The organism is Streptomyces sp. NBC_00104, from assembly GCF_045160825.1.
GTDB lineage: Bacteria > Actinomycetota > Actinomycetes > Streptomycetales > Streptomycetaceae > Streptomyces.
In genome coordinates this window covers 9774745-9798499 of record NZ_CP108215.1, presented here as the reverse complement: position 1 = coordinate 9798499, position 23755 = coordinate 9774745, and the positions used below count along the sequence as shown (strand labels likewise).

21 protein-coding genes and 4 pseudogenes are annotated in these 23755 nt (G+C 69.7%); 16 read left to right on the top strand and 9 right to left on the bottom strand.

Going from position 1 to position 23755, the window contains the following annotated elements; genetic code table 11:
- Positions 1 to 310: 310 nt before the first annotated feature.
- Positions 311 to 1352, top strand: a pseudogene (locus tag OG272_RS42865) (transposase); the annotation flags it as partial.
- 314 nt (positions 1353 to 1666) lie between these two features.
- Here the strand turns inward: OG272_RS42865 and OG272_RS42860 are convergent.
- From OG272_RS42860 to OG272_RS42835, 6 genes and pseudogenes are all read right to left on the bottom strand, one after another.
- The gene (locus OG272_RS42860; RefSeq protein WP_328224493.1) at positions 1667 to 2536 is read right to left on the bottom strand and encodes a helix-turn-helix transcriptional regulator; all 870 of its coding nucleotides are present in this window, start codon (positions 2534 to 2536) and stop codon (positions 1667 to 1669) included.
- A 104-nt stretch (positions 2537 to 2640) separates the two neighbouring features.
- On the bottom strand, positions 2641 to 2979 hold the full coding sequence (locus tag OG272_RS42855; protein WP_327726639.1) for a MoaF-related domain-containing protein: 339 nt from the start codon (positions 2977 to 2979) through the stop codon (positions 2641 to 2643).
- Between the two features lie 39 nt (positions 2980 to 3018).
- Entirely contained in the window at positions 3019 to 3720 is a 702-nt protein-coding gene (locus tag OG272_RS42850; RefSeq protein WP_327726640.1) for a type 1 glutamine amidotransferase domain-containing protein, read from the bottom strand.
- A 27-nt stretch (positions 3721 to 3747) separates the two neighbouring features.
- Complete coding sequence (locus OG272_RS42845; protein ID WP_327726641.1) at positions 3748 to 4137, bottom strand: nuclear transport factor 2 family protein; 390 nt, start codon at positions 4135 to 4137, stop codon at positions 3748 to 3750.
- A 35-nt stretch (positions 4138 to 4172) separates the two neighbouring features.
- The gene (locus tag OG272_RS42840) at positions 4173 to 4769 is read right to left on the bottom strand and encodes a flavodoxin family protein (protein ID WP_327726642.1); all 597 of its coding nucleotides are present in this window, start codon (positions 4767 to 4769) and stop codon (positions 4173 to 4175) included.
- Positions 4770 to 4923: 154 nt separating this feature from the next.
- Positions 4924 to 5860 (bottom strand): annotated as a pseudogene (locus tag OG272_RS42835) (helix-turn-helix domain-containing protein).
- Between the two features lie 367 nt (positions 5861 to 6227).
- Between OG272_RS42835 and OG272_RS42830 the strand changes: the two are divergent.
- The 7 genes and pseudogenes from OG272_RS42830 (at position 6228) to OG272_RS42800 (ending at position 12445) form a co-directional block, all read left to right on the top strand.
- A complete protein-coding gene (locus OG272_RS42830; protein WP_405895810.1) occupies positions 6228 to 7244 on the top strand; it encodes a zinc-dependent alcohol dehydrogenase family protein in 1017 nt (338 codons plus the stop codon).
- An 88-nt stretch (positions 7245 to 7332) separates the two neighbouring features.
- Complete coding sequence (locus OG272_RS42825) at positions 7333 to 7704, top strand: DUF2255 family protein (protein ID WP_327726644.1); 372 nt, start codon at positions 7333 to 7335, stop codon at positions 7702 to 7704.
- Between the two features lie 34 nt (positions 7705 to 7738).
- Positions 7739 to 9325 (top strand): Na+/H+ antiporter, encoded by a 1587-nt coding sequence (locus OG272_RS42820; RefSeq protein ID WP_405895809.1) that lies wholly within the window; start codon positions 7739 to 7741, stop codon positions 9323 to 9325.
- Between the two features lie 27 nt (positions 9326 to 9352).
- Positions 9353 to 10186, top strand: coding sequence for an NADP-dependent oxidoreductase (locus OG272_RS42815; RefSeq protein WP_327726646.1), 834 nt, complete (start codon positions 9353 to 9355; stop codon positions 10184 to 10186).
- A pseudogene (locus OG272_RS42810) lies at positions 10068 to 10319 on the top strand (hypothetical protein); the annotation flags it as partial. The gene OG272_RS42815 and the pseudogene OG272_RS42810, both read left to right, overlap by 119 nt.
- Positions 10256 to 10513: pseudogene (locus tag OG272_RS42805) on the top strand (hypothetical protein); the annotation flags it as partial. The pseudogenes OG272_RS42810 and OG272_RS42805, both read left to right, overlap by 64 nt.
- 681 nt (positions 10514 to 11194) lie before the next feature.
- Positions 11195 to 12445, top strand: coding sequence for an MFS transporter (locus OG272_RS42800; RefSeq protein ID WP_326574350.1), 1251 nt, complete (start codon positions 11195 to 11197; stop codon positions 12443 to 12445).
- 109 nt (positions 12446 to 12554) lie between these two features.
- Here OG272_RS42800 and OG272_RS42795 read toward each other — a convergent pair whose 3' ends face one another.
- Positions 12555 to 13436 carry a helix-turn-helix domain-containing protein gene (locus tag OG272_RS42795; RefSeq protein WP_326574351.1) on the bottom strand — a complete coding sequence of 294 codons (882 nt, stop codon included), beginning with the start codon at positions 13434 to 13436 and terminating at the stop codon, positions 12555 to 12557.
- 173 nt (positions 13437 to 13609) lie between these two features.
- Between OG272_RS42795 and OG272_RS42790 the strand changes: the two genes are divergently transcribed.
- The 5 genes from OG272_RS42790 to OG272_RS42770 all read left to right on the top strand — a co-directional run bounded on the left by OG272_RS42790 (position 13610) and on the right by OG272_RS42770 (position 18261).
- Positions 13610 to 14626 carry a zinc-dependent alcohol dehydrogenase family protein gene (locus OG272_RS42790; protein ID WP_405895808.1) on the top strand — a complete coding sequence of 339 codons (1017 nt, stop codon included), beginning with the start codon at positions 13610 to 13612 and terminating at the stop codon, positions 14624 to 14626.
- Positions 14627 to 14703: 77 nt separating this feature from the next.
- Positions 14704 to 15369 carry an SDR family NAD(P)-dependent oxidoreductase gene (locus OG272_RS42785; RefSeq protein WP_326574353.1) on the top strand — a complete coding sequence of 222 codons (666 nt, stop codon included), beginning with the start codon at positions 14704 to 14706 and terminating at the stop codon, positions 15367 to 15369.
- Positions 15370 to 15388: 19 nt separating this feature from the next.
- Positions 15389 to 15925, top strand: coding sequence for a cyclophilin-like fold protein (locus OG272_RS42780; protein WP_405895807.1), 537 nt, complete (start codon positions 15389 to 15391; stop codon positions 15923 to 15925).
- A gap of 186 nt (positions 15926 to 16111) precedes the next feature.
- Positions 16112 to 17371, top strand: coding sequence for an MFS transporter (locus tag OG272_RS42775; RefSeq protein ID WP_328224490.1), 1260 nt, complete (start codon positions 16112 to 16114; stop codon positions 17369 to 17371).
- A gap of 122 nt (positions 17372 to 17493) precedes the next feature.
- The gene (locus OG272_RS42770; RefSeq protein ID WP_327732060.1) at positions 17494 to 18261 is read left to right on the top strand and encodes a glucose 1-dehydrogenase; all 768 of its coding nucleotides are present in this window, start codon (positions 17494 to 17496) and stop codon (positions 18259 to 18261) included.
- A gap of 315 nt (positions 18262 to 18576) precedes the next feature.
- Here OG272_RS42770 and OG272_RS42765 read toward each other — a convergent pair whose 3' ends face one another.
- On the bottom strand, positions 18577 to 19704 hold the full coding sequence (locus tag OG272_RS42765; protein WP_405895806.1) for a transposase: 1128 nt from the start codon (positions 19702 to 19704) through the stop codon (positions 18577 to 18579).
- Between the two features lie 1542 nt (positions 19705 to 21246).
- On the bottom strand, positions 21247 to 22212 hold the full coding sequence (locus OG272_RS42760; protein WP_326574357.1) for a pirin family protein: 966 nt from the start codon (positions 22210 to 22212) through the stop codon (positions 21247 to 21249).
- Positions 22213 to 22371: 159 nt separating this feature from the next.
- Between OG272_RS42760 and OG272_RS42755 the strand changes: the two genes are divergently transcribed.
- From OG272_RS42755 to OG272_RS42745, 3 genes are read left to right on the top strand one after another with little or no spacing between them, the layout of a single operon-like run.
- Positions 22372 to 22860, top strand: a complete 489-nt coding sequence (locus OG272_RS42755) for a MarR family winged helix-turn-helix transcriptional regulator (RefSeq protein ID WP_405895805.1) — start codon at positions 22372 to 22374, stop codon at positions 22858 to 22860.
- Entirely contained in the window at positions 22857 to 23306 is a 450-nt protein-coding gene (locus OG272_RS42750) for a MarR family transcriptional regulator (RefSeq protein ID WP_328224488.1), read from the top strand. Before OG272_RS42755 ends, OG272_RS42750 begins: the two co-directional genes overlap by 4 nt.
- A gap of 51 nt (positions 23307 to 23357) precedes the next feature.
- Entirely contained in the window at positions 23358 to 23705 is a 348-nt protein-coding gene (locus tag OG272_RS42745; protein ID WP_326574360.1) for a tetratricopeptide repeat protein, read from the top strand.
- The last annotated feature ends 50 nt before the right edge of the window (positions 23706 to 23755 follow it).

Sequence of the window (23755 nt, the reverse complement as noted above, 5' to 3'; positions counted from 1 at the left end):
TGATCGCCCCTCCATGGGGGCGGCATGAATGAGCAGACGGATACTCTCTGTGCCCGACGGCCGGCCGCGCCCGGATTCGCCGCCCTCGCTTCGGCACGGCCTTTCAGGGCGAGCCGAAGGGGGACCACGCTTCCCGGGAGATCCCTTCCAACCCGCCGGAGGACATGACCAACGCCGCCGCTTAGCTTGGCGTTCAACCTCGCAGGTCACCCGACCTGCTGATCTGCGGTTCCTCCCGGGACAGCAGGGGCGGCCGTCCTCCACGCTTCGAGATGTCGAGTCATGAAGCACGAGAGAACGGCCGCTGCGTATGAGTCTCCCGGTCGACGCGCCCGCAGGCGACGCATGGGGCATCCTGTCCCGCTTTCGGGTCGAGTTCGACGAATGCCTCTACGCCCGAGCGGACGCGCTCTTCGAGCTCACGGACGCGGTGTTGTGCGCGGACGGGCCGGTGAGTTCGCTGGTCGAGCTGTCGCTGGCCCTCAAGCACCGGCGCGGGCACGGTGCGCTGTACGCGGCGGTGGACCGGGGTTGGCCGGAGCCGACGCGGTTGCGCCGCACGCTGGCCGGCCTGCCGCTGCCGACGGCGGCCGACGGCAGGGTCGTGCCGGCCGTGGACGTGAGCAACTGGCTCCGCCCCGATGCCCCGACCAGCGACGACCGGCTGTTCTGCCATGTGTACGGGCGTGGCGACCGCAAGACGGACCAGTTCGTGCCGGGCTGGCCGTACTCCTTCGTCGCCGCGCTGGAGTCCGGCCGCACCTCCTGGGTCGCGCTGCTGGACGCCGTGCGCCTGGGGTCCGCCGACGACGCGACGCTCCTGACCGCCGCCCAACTGCGCGGCGTCGTCAAGCGGTTGATGCAGGCCGGGCACTGGCGGCCGGGCGACCCGGAGATCCTGATCGTGATGGACGCCGGCTGCGACGTCACCCGTCTCTCCCACGCCCTGGCCGACCTGCCGGTCGTGCTGGTCGGGCACCTGCGCTCGGACCGGGTCATGCTCCGCGACCCGGGCACCGCGCGCTTTGGCCCGAAGGGCGGGCGGCCCCGTCGGCACGACGGCGTCCTCACTTTCCCAAAGCCCGACAGCCGGCACCAGCCCGACGTCACCACAGCTACGGACACCACCCGCTACGGCAACGCCGAGGCGCCGGGCCTGGGACCGGATGCACCCCAGACTCACCCACCGCGGCCCCTGGCTGGACCACGCCAAGGAGGAACTGCCCGTCCTGCACGGCACGTTGGTGCGCCTCGAAGTCGAGCGCCTGCCGGGCGACCGCGACCCGAAACCGGTCTGGCTGTGGTGCTCAGCCACCGCCGCCACACCGGCGGACGTGGACCGCTGGTGGCAGTATCGGCAGTTCCGACCAGTCTCCGAACACGGTCCGGCCATCTTGTTCCAGGCGAGGATGTCCGAGCGCCGACCGATGATGTAGGCCGGGACGCCCTCGATCGAGTCGAGCGACTGCCGCAGCACACCGCGCACCCGCTGGGTCTGCGCCGCCGCCGGCTTCTTGTGCTGCTTCAGCGGGTGACGTGGCTGTGCTCGGCCTCAGCACCCGGGCGATGGCGTCCAGCACCGAGTGAAGAAGGGAGAGCCCTTTCCTGTATGCGCGCTGCGTAGGAGAAAGGACTCTCCCATTTCTCGGAGGAATACTGGGGACGGTCAGGCGGAGCTGCCGCTGGTCATGTGGCTGGGGTCGGCGGCCCAGGACGCCAGCATGCGCAGGCTGTCGTGGGTGGGCGTGCCGGATTCGGCGGTCCAGACGATGATCTGCAGGTCGGGGTCGGCGGCCCACGTGACGGCGTTCCAGTCGAGATGCAGGTCTCCGACCACGGGGTGGTGCAGGTGCTTGGTCCCGGTGTCCCGGACGGCGACGTTGTGGGCGCCCCACCATTGACGGAACTGGTCGTCCCGGACCGAGAGTTCGCCGACCAGAGCGGCGAGCCGCGCGTCCCCGGGGTTGTTCGTGTTGTGCATCCGCATCTGGGCGATGGCGAGCCGGGTGACGCCCTCCCAGTCCGCGTACAGCCGGCGCATCATGGGGTCGGTGATGAGGAGCCGTATGTAGTAGCGCTGCTTCTCGGGGATCTTCGCGAAGTCGGTGATCAGGGCGGCGCCCATGGCGTTCCAGGCGACGATCTCGGTGCGCGGTCCGATCACGAAGGCGGGGGTGTGCGCCATGTCGTCGAGCATGCGCTGCAACTGGGCCTGGATCCTGGGGCGCGGCTGTCGGCGGTGCGGGCGGTATTCGTCCTTGGCCGCGAGCTCGTACAGGTAGGCGCGCTGGTCGTCGTCCAGGTGCAGCACCCGGGCCAGGGACTCCAGCACGGACGGTGAGGGCTGGATACGGCCCTGTTCGAGGCGGGCGTAGTAGTCGGTGCTGATGGCCGCAAGTACGGCGATCTCCTCACGGCGCAGGCCCGCGACACGACGCGGGCCGCCGTCGGGTAGGCCGACGGCGGCCGGGTCGAGCTCGGCACGGCGTGCCTTGAGGAATTCCCCCAGATCATGGCGGTGAGGATCGCGGTTCATGCCATCACCCTGCCATCGCAGAGCAGTGTTGTCAGGGGGAGAGATCTGTCCCTGGAAGCCTCACCGCCAGGATGATGCGCGGCCTGCGGCTGACATCCACAGGTTCAGCGGACGCGGCTCCACTTTCCATGGAGCTGGACGAATTCGCCACCGATGACGGAGCTGGCCATGCAGGTCCCCTCGGTGTAGTCCTCGATGTGGGTGACGTGGTCACCGGCGTCGGGCTCGGTCCAGCGCACGACGTACAGGCCGTCGCGGAGCTGGGTGGTGGTGTACTCCATCGTCTGCTTCCGGCCCTTGATGGCACCGCCCGTCACCTCGAAGGTGACCTGGGTCGCCGAGTCGAAGGTGATCTCCACGGTGAAGTGGCCGAGCGGCGTGTCCGGGCCGAGGTCCGCCAGCCAGGTCTGCCCCACGCTGGGAAGGGTCACGTTGCTGTCCATCGGTACTGCCTCTTTTTCTTTGAGCGGCGGTGCGGGGTGTCAGCCGAGGGCCTTGACGACTTCCTGGGCGAGCGGGACGGCCGAGGCGGGGTTCTGGCCGGTGATGAGGGTGCGGTCCACCTCGATGTGGGGGGCGAAGTTCTCCTCGCCCTTGTGGTAGTCCGCGCCCACGTCCGCGACGAGACGGTCCTGGAGCAGCCACTTCGCCCGGTCGGCGAGACCGTTCTGGATCTCCTCGGAGTTGGACAGTCCGGTCAGGCGGTAGCCGTGGAACGGGGACTTGCCGTCGGCGTCCACGGTGGACAGCAGGGCGGCCGGGCCGTGGCACACGAGCGACACGATCTTGCCGGAAGCGAGCCAGTCGCTCAGCAGCCTGCCGGCCGCGGGGTCGTCGGACAGGTCCTCCATCGGGCCCCAGCCGCCGGGGACGAAGACGGCGTCATAGTCGTCGATCCGGACGTCCTCGATGCGGATCGGGTTCGCCAGTTCGGTGGCCTCGCGCAGGGCGGTCTTCATCTGCTCGGCGCCCTCCTCGCCGCCGTTGAATTCAGGCGTCAGGCTGAGCGCGTCGGCGGTCGGCGGGACGCCGCCCGGGGTGGCCGCGGCGACCTCGTAGCCGGCCTCCTTGAAGACGCCGTACGGACCGATGGCCTCCTCGGCCCAGAAGCCGGACGGCTGCTCGAACCCGTCGGCCAGGGTCCAGTGGTCGGCGGCGGTGATGAGGAAGAGGATCTTTGCCATTGGGTTTCTCCCTGGAAGTGAGTGCGGTCAGCCGTTCGCGGCCTGTTGGACGACGTGGCTGTCGGCGGCCTGGATCAGGTGGGTGAGCTTGCCGCCACCGACCGTCCACAGGTGGATGAAGCGCGCGTCCGATTCCTGGCCCGACTTGGACACGGCGTGGTAGTGGCCGCGGACGAAGACGTGGTCACCGGAGCCGTAGAACTCCTCGGGCACCGCGCCGAAGGAGGTGAAGTTGGGCGCGAGCCGGCCGAAGAAGTCGGCCCCGGCACTCGCCCAGGTCTTGTAGACGCCGCCGTACGGAAAGCCGGGGGTGATGTCCCAGACGACGTCGGGGTCGATGACCTCGGCGGCCACGTCCGGAGCCATACCGGAGTCGTAGAGCCGACGGACGAGAGCGACGTTCGGGGAGTCGGACATGATGATGCTCCTTGGATGTGTGTGGACGGTCTGTCTCAGGCGGCGAGAGCGCTACGGCCGGCCAGGAAGAATGCGGTCTGCTGCGCGACGCGGGCACCGAGGCCCTCGGCGGTGGCGATGTCGGACTTGTGGACGGCCTCCGGGCCGGCGTCGACCGGGGTCTGGGCGCCTGCGCCGACGAAGTAACCCAGACGGTTGATGTCGTCCTCGCTGCCTTCGGTGGAGGCCCAGCCCGGCTGCACGCCGAGGCTGACCCAGTGCATGCCGTGCTGGGCGGCCATGGTGAAGAAGTAGCCCAGGGTCGAGGACTTGTCGCCGTTCTTGGCACCGGAGTTGGTGAAGCCGGCGGCTATCTTGTCGGCCCAGGTCTGGGTGTACCAGCGCTTGCTGCTGGCCTCGGCGAAGGTGTGGAAGGCGGCGGAGGCGGTGCCCATGTAGGTGGGGGCGCCGAAGATGATCGCGTCTGCGGCGTCCAGTTGCGTCCACTGCTCGTCGGTGATCGTGTCCACGGAGATGGAGATCACCTCGGCACCGGCTTCCGCGGCACCGCGCGCCACGGCCTCGGCCATGACAGCGGTGTGGCCGTAGCCGGAGTGGAACGCCACGGCGACCGCGGGGCGGGAGGAAGACATGACGGTATTGCTCCTCGAAAAGGATTGTGCGAATCGTGCTCTGAAAAAAGCATGGCACGCAATTCGACTGCGAAGGTAGGAAGGATCTGTCCCTGGTCGGGAACTGTTCCTGGCTGGGAGGAAGTACAAAGGTGGCACGCAGGAATCCCAGTGGCTATTTACACTGGGATCCCTCTGTCATTTCCCTGTGCGGGCGGGAAAGGAGACAGCACCCGTCGGCTGAGGGTGTCGACCGCGGAGTCTCGTGCTGGGTCGCAGCCCAGGAGGAGAGGAAGCGCAGCCCCTCGTAGGTGCGCGAGTCGGGTTCGGCGCTCCAGACGATCAACTGCTGGTCGGGGTCGGCCACGCAGGTGAGGGCGTCCCAGGCGAGGGTGAGTTCACCGGCTTCCGGGTGGTTGAACATCGTGGTGCCTCCGGGGCGGGGGGCCACATGGCGGCCTCCCCACCACTGACAGAACTGGTCGTCCTGGACCGACAGCTCACCGACGAGGGCGGTCAGTCTCCGGTCGTCGGGGCAGGCCGCGGCCTGCTGTCGCAACACGGCCACAGCGTTGCGAGCGGAGTCACTCCAGTCGGCGTACAGCGTCCGCATGGCCGGATCGGTGAAGAGCTGCCGGGCGTAGTTGCGCTGCTGCTTGGGGGCCTTCGCGAAGTCGGTGCCGAGCAAGGCCGTGGCCATCGGATTCCACGCCAGGATGTCCAGGTACCGGCCCAGGATCATGCCGGGGGGCGACGCTGAGCTCGTTCAGCACGGTATGCAACCGGGGGTGCGCCTTCTGCGGAGCACGCCGCCGCGCCCCGCCGGCCTCCCTTCCGGCCAGCTCGAACAGACGATCCCGCTGGTCGTCGCTGAGGTGCAGGGCGCGAACAAGCTCGGACAGCACGGACGCGGAAGGGGTCATGCGACCCTGCTCCAGGCCGGTGTAGTAACGGGTGCTGATGGCGGCCAGCACGGCCACCTCGTCCCGGCGCAGGCCGGCCACGCGCCTGCGCCGGTCGGTTTCGGGCAGACCGACCGTGCGGGGGCTGAGCTCGGCCCGGCGGGCCTTGAGGAATTGCCCCAGCTCCTTACGGTGCGCACTGCTGTTCATACTGGCCAGTGTGCGCTGTCCGCCACTTTGCTGGGTAGGAAGGTTTTATCCCTGGTTACTTCTTCCCTGGGGTGAAATTCTCCTGTGTACGGGCCCTGCGGGCGGTGACAGCAGCGAGAGACCGGCAATTCTTTTTCACAGGCCGTCGACGCTTCCGTATACCCCATTGGCCATCATCGAGGAATCCGTCACGTCCGGGTGTCACCGCTGCCCAAGCAGCAGCGCCACAGCAACGCACGAAGAGAAGCACGATGGAACTCCTGAAGCGGCCGCCGACCGGCAAGGGCCACCCACCGGCGCGAAGACCCCACCCGCGCCACCCCCACCGGAGCCACCCCCACCCGAGAAACGCATCAGGAGAAAAGACATGCGAGCAACTGTGATCCACGCCCCCGGTGACATCCGGGTGGAGGACGTCCCCGAGCCCAAGATCGTCAAGCCGACGGACGCGATCATCCGTACGGTTGCCACCTGTGTGTGCGGCTCGGACCTGTGGCCCTACCGAGGCGCGGAACCCGTCACCGAACCCCACCCCATGGGCCACGAGTACGTCGGTGTCGTCGAGGAGGTCGGCAGCGAGGTCACCCACGTCAGGCCGGGACAGTTCGTGGTCGGCTCCTTCGCCACCTCGGACAACAGTTGTGCGAACTGCCTGAACGGCTGGCAGTCCTCCTGCCTGCACCGCGAGTTCATGTCCACCTGCCAGGCCGACTACGTCCGCATCCCCAACGCCCACGGCACCCTGGTCGCCACCGACGAGCACCCGTCCGGCGAGCTGGTGCCCGGCCTGCTCGCCGTCTCCGACGTGATGGGCACCGGCTGGTACGCCGCCCTCGCCGCCGAGGTGAAGCCCGGCTCGACGGCCGTGGTGGTCGGCGACGGCGCGGTCGGCCTGTGCGGTGTCATCGCCGCGCGCGAGCTCGGCGCGGAGCGGATCATCGCCATGAGCCGCCACGAATCGCGACAGAAGCTGGCTACGGAGTTCGGTGCCACCGACATCGTCAGCGAACGCGGCGAGGAAGGCATCGCCCGCGTCAAGGACCTCACCGGCGGCATCGGCGCCGACTCGGTCCTGGAGTGCGTCGGCACGGCCGAGTCCATGCGGCAGGCCCTGCACTCGACCCGGCCCGGCGGCAACGTCGGCTTCGTCGGCGTCCCGCACGACGTTGCGGTCGAGGGCCAGGAGCTGTTCTTCTCCCAGGTCGGCCTGCGCGGCGGCCCCGCCCCGGTGCGCCGATACCTGCCCGACCTGATCGACCGGGTCCTGACCGGCCGGATCAACCCGGGCAAGGTCTTCGACCTCACCCTGCCCCTGGACAAGGTCGCCGAAGGCTACAGGGCGATGGACGAACGCCGCGCCATCAAGACCCTCCTCACGCCCTGACCCGCCGCCTCCTGGGCGTGAGCTGCCCCAGCGGCGCTCACGTCCAGGAGAGCACACCCCACTGAACGGTCGCAGAGGAGGCAAGCCCATGACGACCTGGGCGAACGACGAGCTGACCCGGATCGGGCACGCCGAGGAACTTCGGATCGCCCCCTCGCGCAGCGACGGAACGCCGCGCACTCCCGTGCCGATCTGGGTCGTCCGCGACGGCGACGACCTCTACGTCCGCTCCTTCCGTGGCAGCGCCGGCGCCTGGTACCGCGCGGCCCTGGCCCGCCACGAGGGCCGTATCCGCTCCGGCGGCGTCGACAAGGACGTCACTTTCGTCGAGGTCACCGACCCCGGCGTGAACGACCGCATCGACACCGCCTACCGCACCAAGTACGGCCGGTACGGAGCGAGTTACGTCAATCCCATGGTGGCGTCGCGGGACACGACCCTGAAGCTCGTACCCCGCTGAACGGCAGCTCTTTCACCCCTCCAGGAGAAACACCTTGCTCGGTCTCGAACTCGTCGTGGTCCTGGGCGTGGCCGTGCTGGTGGGCAACGCCGTGGGACAGCGCCTCGGCATCGCCCCGCCGGTCGTCCTGCTCGTGACAGGTGTGCTCCTGGGGTTCGTCCCGGCGGTGCGGGAGGCGCACCTGCCCCCGGAAGTCGTGCTGTTGCTCTTCCTTCCGGTCCTGTTGTACTGGGAGAGCCTCACCACCTCCCTGCGGGAGATCCGCACCAACCTGCGCGGCATCCTGCAGCTGAGCACCGTACTCGTCATCCTCACGGCCTGGGCCGTCGCCGCGGCCGGGCATGCCCTCGGCCTGCCGTGGGGGCCGGCGTGGGTGCTCGGCGCGGCCATGGCGCCCACGGACGCGACGGCGGTCGGTGTCCTGGCCCGCGCCCTGCCGCGCCGCCAGGTCACTGTCCTGCGCGCGGAGAGCCTGGTCAACGACGGCACGGCTCTGGTCATCTACGGCCTCGCCGTCGGCATCACGGTCGGCGAGGAACACCTGAGCGTCCCGCACGTCGGTGGGCTGTTCCTGCTCGCCTACGGTGGCGGAGCCGCGGTAGGCGTGGCGGTCGCGTGGATCAACATGAACCTGCGGCGCCGCCTGACCGATCCCCTGCTGGGCAACCTGGTCATGATCCTTGCGCCCTTCACCGCCTACCTGCTCGCTGAACTCATCGAAGCCTCCGGCGTCCTCGCGGTGGTCGTCAGCGGTCTGATCATGTCCCAGGTCGCCCCGCGTATCATCCGAGCCGAACACCGCACGCAGGCACTGGCGCTCTGGCCGCTGGCCACCTTCATCATCAATGGGGCGCTGTTCGTCCTGGTGGGGGTGGAACTGCAGTACGCGGTCCGCGACCTGGGCCGTGCCGATCTCCGGGACGCGCTGATCGCGGTCGGTGTCATCTGCGTGGTACTCGTCGCCGTGCGCTTCGCGTTCCTGTACGCCTCCACCTACCTGGTCCGCGCGCTCGACCGCCGGCCCCAGCAACGCATGCTCCGCGTAGGTCACCGGACCCGGGTGGTCAGCGGGCTGGCCGGCTTCCGGGGCGCGGTCTCGCTCGCGATGGTGCTCTCCGTGCCGCAGACACTCGACTCGGGCGAGCCCTTCCCCGACCGCAGCTTCATCGTCTTCGTCACCTCCGGCGTCATCCTCGTGACGCTGGTGGTGCAAGGCCTGCTGCTGCCGGTGGCGGTGCGCTGGGCGAAGCTGCCACCCGACACCGCGGTCGACGACGAACACGGCCTCGCCGAGGCCACCGCCATCGAAGAGGCGATCAAGGCGATACCCCGACTCGCCGCCGGCCTGCAGAGCGATCCGAAGATCGTCGAGTGGCTGCGGCAGGAGTACGAGGCCCACCTGGCGTCCGTCAGGGCCCGGAGCGCGGGCGCCCACGACGACCCCGCGGTGCTCCAGCACCAGGACTACCTCGCGCTGCGCCTGGCCCTCATCGCCAACAAACGCGCCACCGTCGTACGGCTACGCGACGAGCGCCAGATCGACGACACCGTACTGCGCCGCCAGCAGGCCGCCCTCGACAGCGAAGAGATCCGCCTGTCGGGAGGCGCGGCGGTCGAATGACTCATCTCTTCTGAGGAAGGACTTCCCATGAAGGCCATAGGACTGACCGAATTCGGCGGACCCGACGTACTGCGGGTCCTTAACCTTCCGGTCCCCGAGGCCGGGCCGGGCGAGATCCGGATCCGCGTGCACGCGGCGACAGTCAACCCCGTCGACATGTTGGTACGCCGCGGAATCGCCTTCGTCTCCGACGCCGAGCCGCCCTACGTTCCAGGGATGGACGCGGCCGGCGTGGTCGAGCAGATCGGCGAGGGAACCAACACCGATCTCAAGGCCGGTGACCACGTCATGGCCGTCGTGGTCGTCTCCGGAACACACGGCGCCTACGCCGAGCACCTGGTCGTACCCGCCGAGTCGGTGGTCCGCGTACCGGCGGGCGCGACCGATGTCGAGGCCGCCACGCTGCCGATGAACGGACTGACGGCCCGTATGGCGCTGGACCTGCTGGAACTTCCCGCAGGTGCCACCGTGGCGGTCACGGGAGCGGCCGGCGCGGTCGGCGGCTACGCTGTCCAGTTGGCCAAGGCCGACGGGCTCCGGGTGATCGCCGACGCGGCGCCGAAGGACGAGGCACTGGTGAAGGAGCTCGGGGCTGACGTGGTCGTGCCTCGCGGTACCGAGTTCCCGGAGCTGGTGCGCAGGGAGACACCCGATGGTGTCGACGGACTCGTCGACACCGCGGGCGTCGCCGGCTTCGCCATCGGTGCGGTCCGCGACGGTGGCCGTGTCGCCTCATCGGTCGGTGGCGTCGAAGTGCCCGGTGAGCGCGGCATCGAGACCCGACACTGCGCCGTACCGCGGACCGGCCCGGTTCGAGCCCGACGACAGCGCGTCGTTCTTCGGGCGGGACCGGTTGGCTGACGAGTTGCTGCAGATGGGGCGCGACCGCCGGTTCGCCGTGGTCCCAGGCCCGTCCGGCAGCGGCACGTCATCGCACCTGAGGGCCGGGCTGATACCCCGGTTGAGGGCGCACATCACCCGTCGGCACTCACCCGCCGTGTTGCGTGTGCTCACCCCCGGAGCGAAGCCTGCAGGAACCTACGGGCGGCTGCTGACCCTGGGCGAGGACGACCCGGAGGGCTGGGTGATCGTTGTCGGTTCGAGGAAATTTTCACCCTGTGCCGTGATTCCGCGGAGCGCACCCGCTTCATCGACCTGCTGCTGGCCGCAGGTGATCGAAACAGCCGACCGTGTGTGGTTGTGGCGGTCCGGGCCGACTTCTACACCCGGTGCACGGAGCATCCCGGACCGTGGGCTTTCCCCCACGAGAACTCCGCGACCTGCAACTCCGCGTCCACGCCGAGCAGCAGACCCTCGACACGACGAACGCCTCCGCCTGCTGAGCAAGGCCGACGTTGCCGAGGACCAACTCCCCGCCTGCACTCCCCGATCGGCTCGGCCTCGGGGCCCACACCGCCGAGGAGACGTCCCTCTCCATCCCCGCGGAGATCATCGCCCACACCGACCGGGTCACGGGGCTGCCCCTGTCCCAGGCCACCGGACCGATCCACCGGCCGCTCCCCCCCACTGAAGTCCGACCACGGCCGGCTGAGGGAAGAGGCGGCAGATCCTGGCCGACGGCCGACAAGGCGCCACGGAAACGGGCACAGCCCCAAAGCGCAGGCTGTGCCGCTGGTCTCTGGCCCCTCCAATACCTGGGTGGCCGACGCACCGCTGCCACGTCTCTGCCGGAACAAGTGAGTTCCTCATCCCGTGAAGCGGCAGCTGCCGAAAAGGGAGACCACTCCCTGGTCCGCTACGAAGCAGGGAGAAATTCCTCCCCCTCACAGAACGCCCGTGCGGTGCGATGCTCTACGGCATCCCCACCTCGCAGCGGTCGCACATCGCCCTAAAAAAGAATGCCACCGAATGTCACCCACGGCCGACGGCCCACCCCACAAACTGCCCTTCGTCGTCCTGGTGCTGTCCGCCGGAACATTCCTCATGGGCACCACCGAATTCGTCATCGCGGGCCTGCTGCCCGAGATCGCCGACGATCTGCATGTCAGCGTCTCTCAGGCAGGTCTGCTGATCACGGCGTTCGCTGCAGGCATGATCGTCGGGGCCCCGGTGATGGCTATTGCGACGTTGCGCCTGCCGCGGCGCTCCACGCTGATCCTCGCGCTCGTCGTCTTCGCCCTCGGCCACCTGGTCGCCGCGCTCAGCTCGTCCTTCGCCCTTGTGCTCGCGGCCCGCGTGGTGACCGCGCTGGCCACCGGGACCTTCTGGTGCGTCGGCGCGATCGTGGCCACGACCGCGGCAGGACCGGCAGCTACGTCACGGGCCCTGGGCATGCTCCTGGGAGGTCTGACCGTGGCCACCGTGGCCGGCGTACCGCTGGGCGCGTGGCTGGGACAGCTGTCGGGCTGGCGCGGGCCGTTCTGGGTACTCGCCGCGCTGTCGGCCGGCGCGGCGGCGGTCATCGGCCGGTACATCCCTGCCGACGAGCGGCGCGAAGCGCCTTCCGTCCGGGCCGAGTTCGCCGCGCTGCGCGATGTCCGGGTCTGGCTGACGCTGAGTTCCATGACGCTGCTGATGGGCGGTGTCCTGGCGACGTACACCTACATCTCGCCCCTGCTCACCGAACGGGCCGGCATCCCCCATGGAGCCGTGCCCATGGTCCTGACCGGCTACGGCCTGGGAGCCCTGCTGGGCACCACGGTCGGCGGGCGCCTGGGCGACCGCCGCCCCCTTGCCACGCTCATCACCTCCGCTGCCACGACCACACTGGTCCTGCTGCTGTTGACCTTGCTCTCCCCGAACCCCGTGGCGGCCGTCATTCTGGTGACACTCATGGGGATGACCGGCTTCGCCGCGACCCCGGTGCTCGGCGCGCTGGCCCTGCGCTTCTCCAGCTCCGCGCCCAACCTCGTCTCCGGCCTCAGCGGCTCGGCGCCCAACGTGGGCATCGCCATCGGCTCCTGGACGGCAGGCATCGCCCTGACCTCACCGCTGGGGCAAGCAGGGCCCCCGCTGGTCGGCACGATGGCGGTCGCCCTCACCCTCGTACCGCTGACCGTACTTGCGCTGATGCGCGCCACCCGCACCGAAACGTCCCCGCCTCAGCCCCAAGCGGTCGCAGACCAGCCGGTCAGCTGCGGCACTCAGGACATTGGCTGACGCGGCGCTCGACTCGTCCCACACGTGAGCAGCAGGTCGCGCTCGCGGACCGACCGAGCGTGAGGTTCAGCCCGGTGGGGTCACACCGTCGGTGTAGGGGCGGCACCGGTCAGCGGAGGGAAGGCGAGGGCGCCAGGTTCTGGTCGGCGGCCCACGAGGCGAGGATGCGCAGCCGCTCGTGGGTGGCGGAGCCGGGGGCGGCGGTCCAGACGGTCAGGTGCTGGTCGGGGTCAGTGTTGGCGGTGAGGGTGTCCCAGTCCAGGACGAGTTCGCCGACGACCGGATGGTTGAGAGTCTTGGTGCCCACCGTGCGGGCAGCGACCCTGTGATCGCCCCACCACTGGGCGAACTGCTTGTCCCGCGTGGAGAGCTCACCGACCAGCTCGATGAGACGGGGATCCTGGGGATACTTCGCCGCCTCCATCCGCACCTGCGCCACGGCGATCCGCGCCGAGCCCTCCCAGTCGGCGTACAGGCTGCGCAGCGCCGGCTCGGTGAAGATGAGCCGCGGGTAGTTGCGGTGCTTCTCCGGAATGCGGGAGAAATCCGTGACCAGGGCGGCTGCCAGCGCGTTCCACGCCAGGATGTCACCGCGCCGCCCCTGCACGATGGCCGGGGTGGCGGTGAGGTCGTCCAGCACGCGTTGCAGCTGGGGCTGTACCTTCTGCCTGCCGTGACGCCGGGTGCGGGTGGTGTTCTTGCCCGCGAGCTGGAACAGATAGCCCCGCTCGTCGTCGTCCAGGTGCAGTACGCGGGCGAGGACGTCCAGCACAGGGGCGGACGCCTGCATACGGCCCTGCTCAAGACGCGTGTAGTAGTCGGTGCTGATCGAGGCGAGCTGGGCGACCTCCTCACGGCGCAGCCCGTCCACCCGGCGGGGCCCGCCCGTCTCGGGCAGCCCGACCGTGCGTGGGCTCAGTTCCGAACGGCGCTTCTTGAGGAATTCTCCCAGTTCGTTCGAGGCGAGATTGCTGGTCATGCTTCCCAGCATGACATCGATCGCACCTGAGGAAGGAGGGAGAATTTCCTCCCTGGATGTTCCTCTCCCCGGATAGATTCCTCCGCTTTTCGCGCCTGCCCTCGCGTGCGAGGCTCGATTTCGAGCAGCCGTCCCAGATGTCCGGGCTGCGGTTCCAGACCCTCGTGCCGAAGGAAACACCCATCATGCGCGGAGCAGTCATTCACGCCCCCGGCGACGTCCGCCTCGAGACCCTGGACGACCCGACGATCAGCCGGCCGACCGACGCCGTCATCCGCACGGTCGCCACCTGCGTGTGCGGCTCGGACCTGTGGCCCTACCGTGGCGCGGAACCCGTCGACGAGCCCCACCCGATGGGACACGAGTACGTCGGTATCGTCGAGGAGGTCGGCAGCGAGGTCACCAACGTCAAGCCGGGCCAGTTCGTCGTCGGATCGTTCGCCACCTCGGACAACACCTGCGCGAACTGCCTGAACGGCTGGCAGTCCTCCTGCCTGCACCGCGAGTTCATGAGCACCTGCCAGGCCGACTACGTGCGGATCCCCAACGCCCACGGCACGCTGGTTGCCACCGACGAGCACCCGGACGCCGCGCTCGTGCCTGGTCTTCTGGCCGTCTCGGATGTGATGGGTACCGGCTGGTACGCCGCCCTCGCCGCCGAGGTGAAGCCCGGCTCCACCGCCGTCGTCGTCGGCGACGGCGCGGTCGGCCTGTGCGGTGTCATCGCCGCGAAGGAGCTCGGGGCGGAGCGGATCATCGCCATGAGCCGCCACGAATCGCGACAGAAGCTGGCTACGGAGTTCGGTGCCACCGACATCGTCAGCGAACGCGGCGAGGAAGGCATCGCCCGCGTCAAGGACCTCACCGGCGGCATCGGCGCCGACTCGGTCCTGGAGTGCGTCGGCACGGCCGAGTCCATGCGGCAGGCCCTGCACTCGACCCGGCCCGGCGGCAACGTCGGCTTCGTCGGCGTCCCGCACGAGGTTTCGGTCGAGGGCCAGGAGCTGTTCTTCTCCCAGGTCGGCCTGCGCGGCGGCCCCGCCCCGGTGCGCCGATACCTGCCCGACCTGATCGACCGGGTCCTGACCGGCCGGATCAACCCGGGCAAGGTCTTCGACCTCACCCTGCCCCTGGACAAGGTCGCCGAAGGCTACAAGGCGATGGACGAACGCCGCGCCATCAAGGCCCTTCTGAAGCCCTGACCGCACCCCGTCCCGCCACTGGGGCCGGGCATCCGAAGCCCGGCCCCGGCGCTGCCCCTCTCCACCAAGGACTCACCGTGACCACCTTCGCGCTCATCGGGGCCGGACCCGGCCTCGGGCTCGCCAGCGCCCGCCGCTTCGGAGCCGCCGGCCACAGCGTCGCCCTCATCGCCCGCAACACCCAGCACCTGGACGACCTCACGGCCGAGCTGGCCCGCGACGGCATCGAAGCGCGCGGCTTCGCCGCCGACGTCCTCGACATCGAGTCCTTGACCGCGGCCCTGTACGCGGCCGGTACCTCGCTGGGAACCGTCGAGATTCTCCAGTACAGCCCCGTGCCCCGGGCCGACTTCATGAAACCGGTCCTCGACACCGGCGCAGACGACCTCGACGCCCCCCTCGCCTTCTCCGTCAAGGGCCCCGTCACCGCGGTGAACGCCGTCCTGCCCGGCATGCGCGAACTCGGCCGCGGCACCCTGCTGTTCGTCAACGGTTCCAGCGCCGTACGCCCCAACCCGAACGTGGCCGGCACCTCCATCGCCTTCGCCGCCGAGAGCGCCTACGCCCACCTGCTCCACGACACCCTCGCCCCGCAGAACATCCACGTCGCCCAGCTGATCGTCCCCGGCGCCATCCGGCCCGACGCCGAACACAGCAGCCCCGACGCCCTGGCCCGGCGCCTGTACGACATCCACACCGAGCGCGACGGCTTCCGCCACTACTCCGAGCCCCTGCCCGACTGAACCCCCTGGACGCCCCGTAATGCCGACCACCCTCCCGACCTGGGCGGCCCGCGGCGCCGCAGCCACAGCCCTGCTGCTTGCCGTCACCGCCTGCACCGACAACTCGCCCGCCACCCCCTCCGCGCCCTCCGCGTCGTCCCCTTCCGTACGGCAACAGACGCCGACCCGCCCGACATCCACCGCATCGTCCGACAGGAATACCGCCATGGACATCCGGCTCACCCTCGGCGGCCAACCGGTCGACGCCACCCTCGACGACAACGCCGTAGCCCGCGACTTCGCCTCCCTGCTCCCGCTCAGCCTCGATCTGGAGGACTTCCACCAGACGGAGCGGATCGCTTATCTGCCGCGCAAGCTGGACACCTCCGGCGCCCCGGCCCCGGCAGCACCGAAGGCCGGCGACCTGACCTACTACGCACCCTGGGGCAACATGGCGCTGTTCTACCGCGACGGCGACTCCGCCTCGGCCGACCTGATCATCCTCGGCCACGTCGACGACAGCGACACCCAACGGCTCGCCGACGCCAAACACATCACTATCGAAGCCGCCCCCTGACCCGGCCGACAGCCACCGCAAGCATGCGGCCAGCGACCCAGAGGGGGGAGAACATTCTCCCGTTTCCGCCCCCTTTCGGCCGTGGAACCTTGAAACAGGTGGCCGCCGCCCGCTCTGGCGGCCTTCCCGTCCCCGTGGCCTGACCACATTCCGATCCGCCATTCCGCTCAAGGAGAGTCCACCCGTATGCCTTCCACATCCGGGACCACCCCCGGCAAGCTCCCCTTCGTCGTCTGGGTGCTGGCCGCAGGTACGTTCCTGATGGGCACCACCGAGTTCGTCATCGCCGGGCTGCTTCCCGAACTGTCCACCGGCCTCGGTGTGAGCACCTCCCAGGCCGGACTGCTCATCACCGCATTCGCCATCGGCATGATCATCGGGGCGCCGACCATGGCGATGGCCACCTTGCGCCTGCCCCAGCGTCAGACGCTGCTTCTGGCCCTGTCCGTCTTCAGCCTCGGTCACGTGGTGGCTGCCCTCAGCAGCTCCTTCTCCGTCGTCCTCGCCGCCCGCGTCGTCACCGCGCTGGCCACCGGAGCGTTCTGGTCGGTCGGTTTCGTCGTCGCCACCGCCGCCGCGGGCCCACAGAGGGCCACCCGCGCGACCGGCGTCATGATCGGTGGGCTGACCCTGGCCAACGTCGTCGGCGTGCCCATCGGGTCCTTCGCCGGCCAGTTCGTCGGCTGGCGTGGCCCGTTCTGGGCCTTGGCCGCTCTCTCCGCGCTCGCCGCCGTGTTCATCGGCCGCTTCATCCCCACCCAGGAACACCGCGTGACCGTCTCGCCGCGCGCCGAGTTCGGCGCTCTGCGCCAGGGCCGGCTGTGGCTGGCACTGAGCGCCGCCATGCTGATCATGGGCGGGGTGCTGGCGACCTACAGCTATGTCACCCCGCTGCTGACCGACCGCGCCGGGATCCCGGCGGGCGCCGTCCCGTTCGTCCTCATCGCCTTCGGTATCGGCGCCCTGGGCGGCACCACCACCGGTGGCCGTCTGGGTGAGCGCCGTCCGATGGGCACCACCATCACAGCCGCAGCGGCCACCGCCCTGGTCCTGTTCCTGATGATCCCGCTGTCCACCAACGCGGTCACGGCCACCGTCCTGGTCTTCCTCATGGGCCTGACCGGTTTCGCGGTCAACCCCGTCGTCACGGCGCTCGCCATGCGGTTCGCCGGTGACGCCCCGACCCTGACGTCCGCGCTGACCACCTCCGCCTTCAACGTCGGCGTGGCCGGCGGATCCTTCATCGCGGGTGCGGCCCTGGACTCCTCCCTCGGCGTGACCGGCCCGCCCCTGGTCGGCACCGTCATCGCCGCGCTCACCCTGCTCCCGCTCATCGCCCTCGCCGTCCGTGGCACCTCCGGCAGGAGCCGCATCGTGGCCCAGCACCCTGCCGCCCCGGCCCACGCGCTGGATGACGAGCCGGTACAGACACCGTCGCATCGCTGACCCCAGCCCTGACCGCCGCACACCTGACGCGACCCAGCGCACAAAGCAAGCGAGCAGCCCCCTGCCATGAACGGAACGGGGGACTCCAGAACCACAGATCATCCACGATGGGAGAGCACGACGTGAACCCCACCTACGACTTCACCGGTCAGGTCGCCCTCGTCACCGGAGCCGCCTCAGGCATGGGCCTGGCGACCGCCCGCGCCTTCGCCGAGTCCGGGGCCGCCGTCGCCCTCACCGACGTCGACGAAGCCGCTCTCCACGCCGCCGCGAAGGACCTCACCGACGTCGGCCACCGGGTGCTGGCCCTCACCTGCGACGTCAGCGACGAGGAACAGGTCGCCGCCGCGGTCGACCGCACGGTCGAGACCTTCGGCCGCCTCGACATGGCCTACAACAACGCCGGCATCCAGATCCCGCCCAGCGATGCCGCCGAGGAACCCGCCGAGCGGTTCGACCGCGTCAACGCCATCAACCTCCGCGGCGTGTGGGCCTGCATGAAGCACGAGCTGCGGCACATGCGCGCCCAGGGCAGCGGCGCCATCGTCAACTGCTCCTCGCTCGGCGGCCTGGTCGGCCTCCCCGGCCGCGCCTCCTACCATGCCTCCAAGCACGGCGTGATCGGCCTGACCACCAGCGCCGCCCTCGAATACGCCCCGCGCGGCATCCGCGTCAACGCCGTCTGCCCCGGCACCATCGACACCCCCATGGTCAGCGACATGATCACCAAGGGGGAGCTCGACCGCGCCGAGGCCGAGGCCAACCAGCCCATCAACCGCCTCGGCACCGCCGAGGAGATCGCCCACGCCGTCCTGTGGCTGTGCAGCCCCGGAGCCGGCTTCGTCGTCGGCGTCGCCCTCCCCGTCGACGGCGGCTACGTCGCCCGATAGGGACGGGCCGCGACGGCGTCGTCGGGCCGGCATCCCAAACCCCGCTCGCAGGCGACGATGTGTGAGGCGCCATGCAGTTCGTCAAGCAGCAGCCCAGCAACGAGGCCCCGTCGGGCTGGTTCACCGGTGACGTCTGGTGGGACGTCGTCCACGACGGCCAGGAGCCGACCCGGATTGGCGTCGACATGGTCCGCTTCTCACCGGGCGCGCGCACCAACTGGCACTCCCATGTTCTGGGCCAGACCTGCACGGGTTCTGGATCACTTTCCGTGCCAGAGCCGCGGAGGGTCATCACAACCGCGATCATGAACGGCCTCACGCTGCGAGGAGGACCCGCTTGCGGAGCAGGTCGAAGTTGGCGCGGCCGAGCATCTGCCGCTTCAGCATCTTGATCTTGTTGTTGTGGCCCTCGACCGCTCCAGAGCTGTAGGGCAGGCTGAGCCCGGCGACGACGGCATCGAAATCCTGGCCGAGGCCGGTGACAAAGCCATGCAGGGCGGGCAAGTCGTCAGCCTGCACGCGCTCTGTCCACTGACTGAGGTCCCGGCCCCGGCGGTCGTTCATCAACTCGGCGAAGAGACTGACGTGTTCGGCGGTTCTACCGAGGGCGGGGCAGCGGGCGAGAATCTGCTTGAGCTGCTGGGCCTGGTCGTCGGTGAGGCGGTCGGGGCGACGGGTGATCCAGCTGGTCACGTCCCGCACGGACGGCGCTTTGCGGGGCGGATCGTCGTGCGGGAAGGCTTCGCGGAGCCGCTGCACGTACTTCTTCACGACGCTCTCGCCACCGGGATAGCCGCGCTCGCGGACTTCCTCGAACAGGCGGCGGGCGACGGTGCAGCCCTCCGCCCACCGCTGATGCAGGTAGGGCCTGTAGGGATCGAGGATGCTGGTCCTGCCGGTCCACCGTCCGACGAGGAGCTCGTCCGCGGTGGCCGCATTCGCGAGTCGGCGGACGGTGTTGCGGGCCAGGCCCAGCCGGCGGGCGATCGGCCGCAGCCCGAGCCCCTCATCCAGCAGGGCATGGACGGCCGAGTGCTGCTCCCGCACCCGATCGGACAGACGGCCTGACTGTCGTGGCTCATCCAGGGAACGCGGCATAAGAGCCGGATTCTCGAGGGGCTCAGCGCGGACCGGGGGAGTTTCCTCCGGCTCGCGCAGCAGGGCGCGGTGCTGGATGACCGTCTTCTCGACGGCGTCCACCAGGTTTTTCCAGATGTGCCACCGGTCCGCGACATGGATCGCATCCGGGGCGCCGAGCCGTCCGGCCTCGGCGTAAGCGGTCGACCGGTCACGGCATATCACCTCGACGCCGGGATGGTCGGTGAGCCAGGCAGCCACCGTTGCCGTGGCCCGGTCGGGCAACAGGTCGACCGGACGGCGCGTGTCGATGTCTACCAGGATCGTGCCGTAGTTGTGTCCCTTGCGCAGGGCGAACTCGTCCACTCCGAGCACCCGTGGTGTGTGCACTTCCGGCTCCGGAAGGCGGCGTATCAGCCGCAGGAGCGTAGACCGGCTCGCCCGGACCGCGAGCGTGTCCGCCCAGGCGGGCGCCGGCCCGGCCCGCCAGCATCACCGCCACCTTTTGCAGCACCGTCTGCAGCCCAGCGCTTCGTCTCCCGTGCCGGAAGGTCAGCCCGTCGACCTGCTCGGCGAACGTGGCCTGCCGGCAGGCGCGGTCGCGGCAGCGGAACCGCCGGACCTGTAACTCGATCACCACGTGACGACCGCCGACTGCGGTGTCGGCGAGGCGGCGTATCGGCTGTGCACTCGGCCCGACGTCGTCGAGCAAGCAGGACACGCAGCCCGCTCCGCCGACGCGCGGGCCCGCACGATCACCAACTCGCCGTCGACCACTGCACTTTCGAGCACAACGCCTTCGACCCGGTGGAACCACAGGTCCTGGAGGAACACATCACCCACGGCCGTTCATGATCGCGGTTGTGGTGACCCTCCGTGGCTCTGGCACGGAAAGTGATCCAGAACCACGGTTGTTTCACTGAACGGCGACACGCGCGCACCACCGTCGTGATCGCCCTCGCCCGGACACCCGTGGGTATCGGTTTCGCAGCCGCCGACTCTACCGAGGCAACACTGCCGCACACGCTGCACCCCAGCGAGGGGGAGGCCATCCGGCGCTTACCGCTTGCTCACCGCTCCCGCGCTCTGCTCGAATGCCGGGTCCGCAAAACGGCGTACCTCAAGGGCTTGGGAGCCGGCTGTGCGGCGGCCCGTCGTCCGACCGTGAACATCGGTCCAGGACCCCAATTCACCGACAGGGCCGCCCCCCTCACAGCGTGGAGTTTGACATCGCTCACGGCCCCACCGGGATATGCAGCCACCGCGGCCCTGAGCACGACCAGCCACCAGGGTCGCACGCAGTCAACCATCGCCTACCACGGATGCGACCAGTGCCGCCCCCGGCACCAGCGGCGGCAGTCGGCGCCGCGGTCCTGCAGTAACCCCATCTACCAGCGACATCGAACGTCGCAGTGAAGAGCCGACGCCGTACTCCCGAGGCCTTGGCGCCTCCGCGGGTGAGGCGGGCGCCCAGGACGAGGGGCGGGCTGTCCAGCGGCAGCTGGCGAGGAACCGCGGTCGCTGCCATCCGCTCGAAGGCCGGCACGACCTCGGCGACGGAGGCGTCGTCGAATCAGGTCGCGCACCAAGTCCCCCTGCCCGCCTGGGACTCGGTCACTCGCCAAGTCGGAAGTCGTCCAGGGACCACCCGGCCTGCAGCGACCGCCCTACCCCCGCAAAGGCAGGACACCAACCCCTACCGACATCTGATGACGCGTCAGCACGGTTGGCAAAGGGTTAAGCGTCCTGCCACAGCCACCCAAAGACGGAAACACCGTGGAATGGCTCAGCACCCGCGTCGGGCTTACGCCGCGCCCAGCCGCCCTCCCGCAGACGAAGGAACCGCGGAAGCCAACGCACGGCGGCGAGTCACCCACCCGTCACCGACCAATCAGCCACATTCGCAGGTCAGCGAGCCCTTCCTCGCGGCTTCAGAGGCGTCGGCGGTAGTGCGGGGGCCGGCAACGGGTCCCCTTCGTACCCCTTCACTTCCCCGAATCGCGTCCCTTCCATCCAGTCCCGACGCGCCTGCGCGATCTCCTCCTGCGACCGTCCGATCCAGTTCCAGAACATGATCAGCTCCTCCTCGAAGGGTTCGCCGCCGAGGAGCATGAGGGAGGCGTTCGAGTCGGCGCGGAGGGGGAGGTCGGTGCGGCCGCAGCCGAGGTAGAGCATGGAGCCGGGGAGGACGGGGACGCCGTCGACATGCGCCTCGCCGGACATGGAGAGGACGGCGTACTCGAAGTCGGGTTCGAGAGGGAGGCGCAGGTCGGCGCCGGCGGCCAGGGTCAGGTCGGCGCCGACGATCGGCGTGAAGGTCGTGCCGGGTGACGTCGCGCCGTCCAGGGAGCCGAGGATGAGGGTGGCGCTCAGGCCGGCCGCCGTGACGACGGGCAGTTCGGCGTGGTGCTCGAAGCGCGGGTCGGTGTGCCGGTGGCTGTCCGGCAGCGCCACCCAGAGCTGGGCGCCGTGCAGGAAACGGGCGTGCGACCTGGGGCTCTCCTCCGAGTGGCTGATGGCCCGCCCGGAGGTCATCAGTCCCAGCTCGCGCGGGCGGATGGTCGCGAGGCTGCCCGTGGAGTCGCGGTGCAGCACCTCCCCCTGATGCAGCCAACTGACCGTCTGCAGGCCCATGTGCGGGTGCGGCGGCACCTGCATGCCGGGCTCGTCGGCGATGTCGTCGGGCCCGTAGTGATCGACGAAGGCCCACGCTCCCACCATGCGGCGGCCCAGGTTGGGCAGCAGACGCCGCACCTCGGTGGACTCGCCGAGCTTCACCCGGCGGGGGCTGAGGAGTTCACGAACCGGCTCGGCCACCACGAAGCCACGGCCACCGCACACCGCGGGCACCGCCTCGCGATCAAGATTGCTCATGCTCCACAACCTAGACCCGTCCGGCTCCCACCGTCAGCCATCCCCCCTCCCGCCCCGGGTCACGTGACTCGGAAACGGCGCGGGGCGCGCATCCGGCCCGCCCGCCGCCTCGATCGAAAATAGTAGCCATGACTATAGTAGCCATGTACGGTATCTCTCGTGAGTACGGCTTTCGAGGGCGGGACGCCCGGATTTCTCGTCTGGCGGCTGTCCATGAAGTGGCGGGTCGCGGTCGATCGCGCGGTCGCCCCGCTGGGGCTGACGCACGCGCAGTACGCGCTGGTGGCGTCGCTGTACGGCATGCACCGGGCCGGACAGCGGCCGAGCCAGCGGCAGCTCGCCGACCACACCGGGCTGGAGGCCCTGTACGTCTCCAAGCTCGCCCGCGCCCTGGAGACCGCAGGCCTCCTGGAACGCGCCCGGGACCCCCGCGACCCCCGCGCCGTGCGGCTGGAGCTGACCGAGCAGGGGCGCGAGGTCACCCGGCGCGCGATCGAGGTCGTCCAGGGGCTGCTGCACCGGCTGCTGGAGCCGCTCGGCGGCCTCGACGGCGCCCGCACGCACCAGTTCGCCCGCGAGCTGACCACCCTGCTCGACGTACCGCTCCCCCCTTCCACCGAGCACGCACACGAGAAGGAGCAGTCATGACCGCCGTCGCACCCACGACCAACCCCCGGGTCATCGCCCTCGCCCACTACGCCGGCCGCGCGGTACTGGAGAGGGTGCTGACCGGCCACGGCCTGACGTTCCCGCAGTCGGTGACCCTCCGGGTCGTCGCGGTCGCCGACGAACCCGTCGACCGCGACCGGCTCGTGGACCAGGTCGTCGACGCCCTCAAGGTCGGGGAAACCGACATACGGGCCGTCGTCGAGGAGCTGGTCGCCGCGGAGTTGGTGGAGACGGACCCGGCACAGCCGTCCCGGCTCAGGATCACGGACGCCGGACGGGAATCCTTCACCAGGTCCGCCGCCGAGACCGCACCCATCTCCGCCCGGATCTACGCCGACATCCCCGCCGAGGACCTGGCGGCCGCCGGGCGCGTACTGACGCTCATCACCGAGCGGGCCAACGCGGAGCTGGCCGCGATGAAGTAGTGGAATATTCAACAGACAGTGGGGGTTGTGGGCCGTCGAAGGAGGTCACCAGTGGACACGACGTACTACGACCACGGAACATCGGCCGAGCGCTGGGAACGCGCCCGGATGTTCTTCGACGCCAAGGACTACGCCGCAGCCGCGCGCGTCCTCGGCCCGCTGGTCGAGGAGGTTCCGGAACAGACCGGCCCACGGCTGCTGCTGGCCCGCGCCTACTACCACTCGGCCCAACTGCGCCGCGCCGAGGCCGAGTTGCGCGTTCTCGTCGAACGGGACCCGGTGGAGCACTACGCCCGGCTGATGCTGGGCCGCACACTCCAGCGGCAGGCCCGCCACGACGAGGCGGAGTCCCATCTGCGGATCGCCTCGGCGCTCTCGGGCGACTTCGAGCGGCTGTAGCCCGAGAGTCGAGCGGCTGTGGACGACGTCACAGCGCGAGGGGGCGCGTC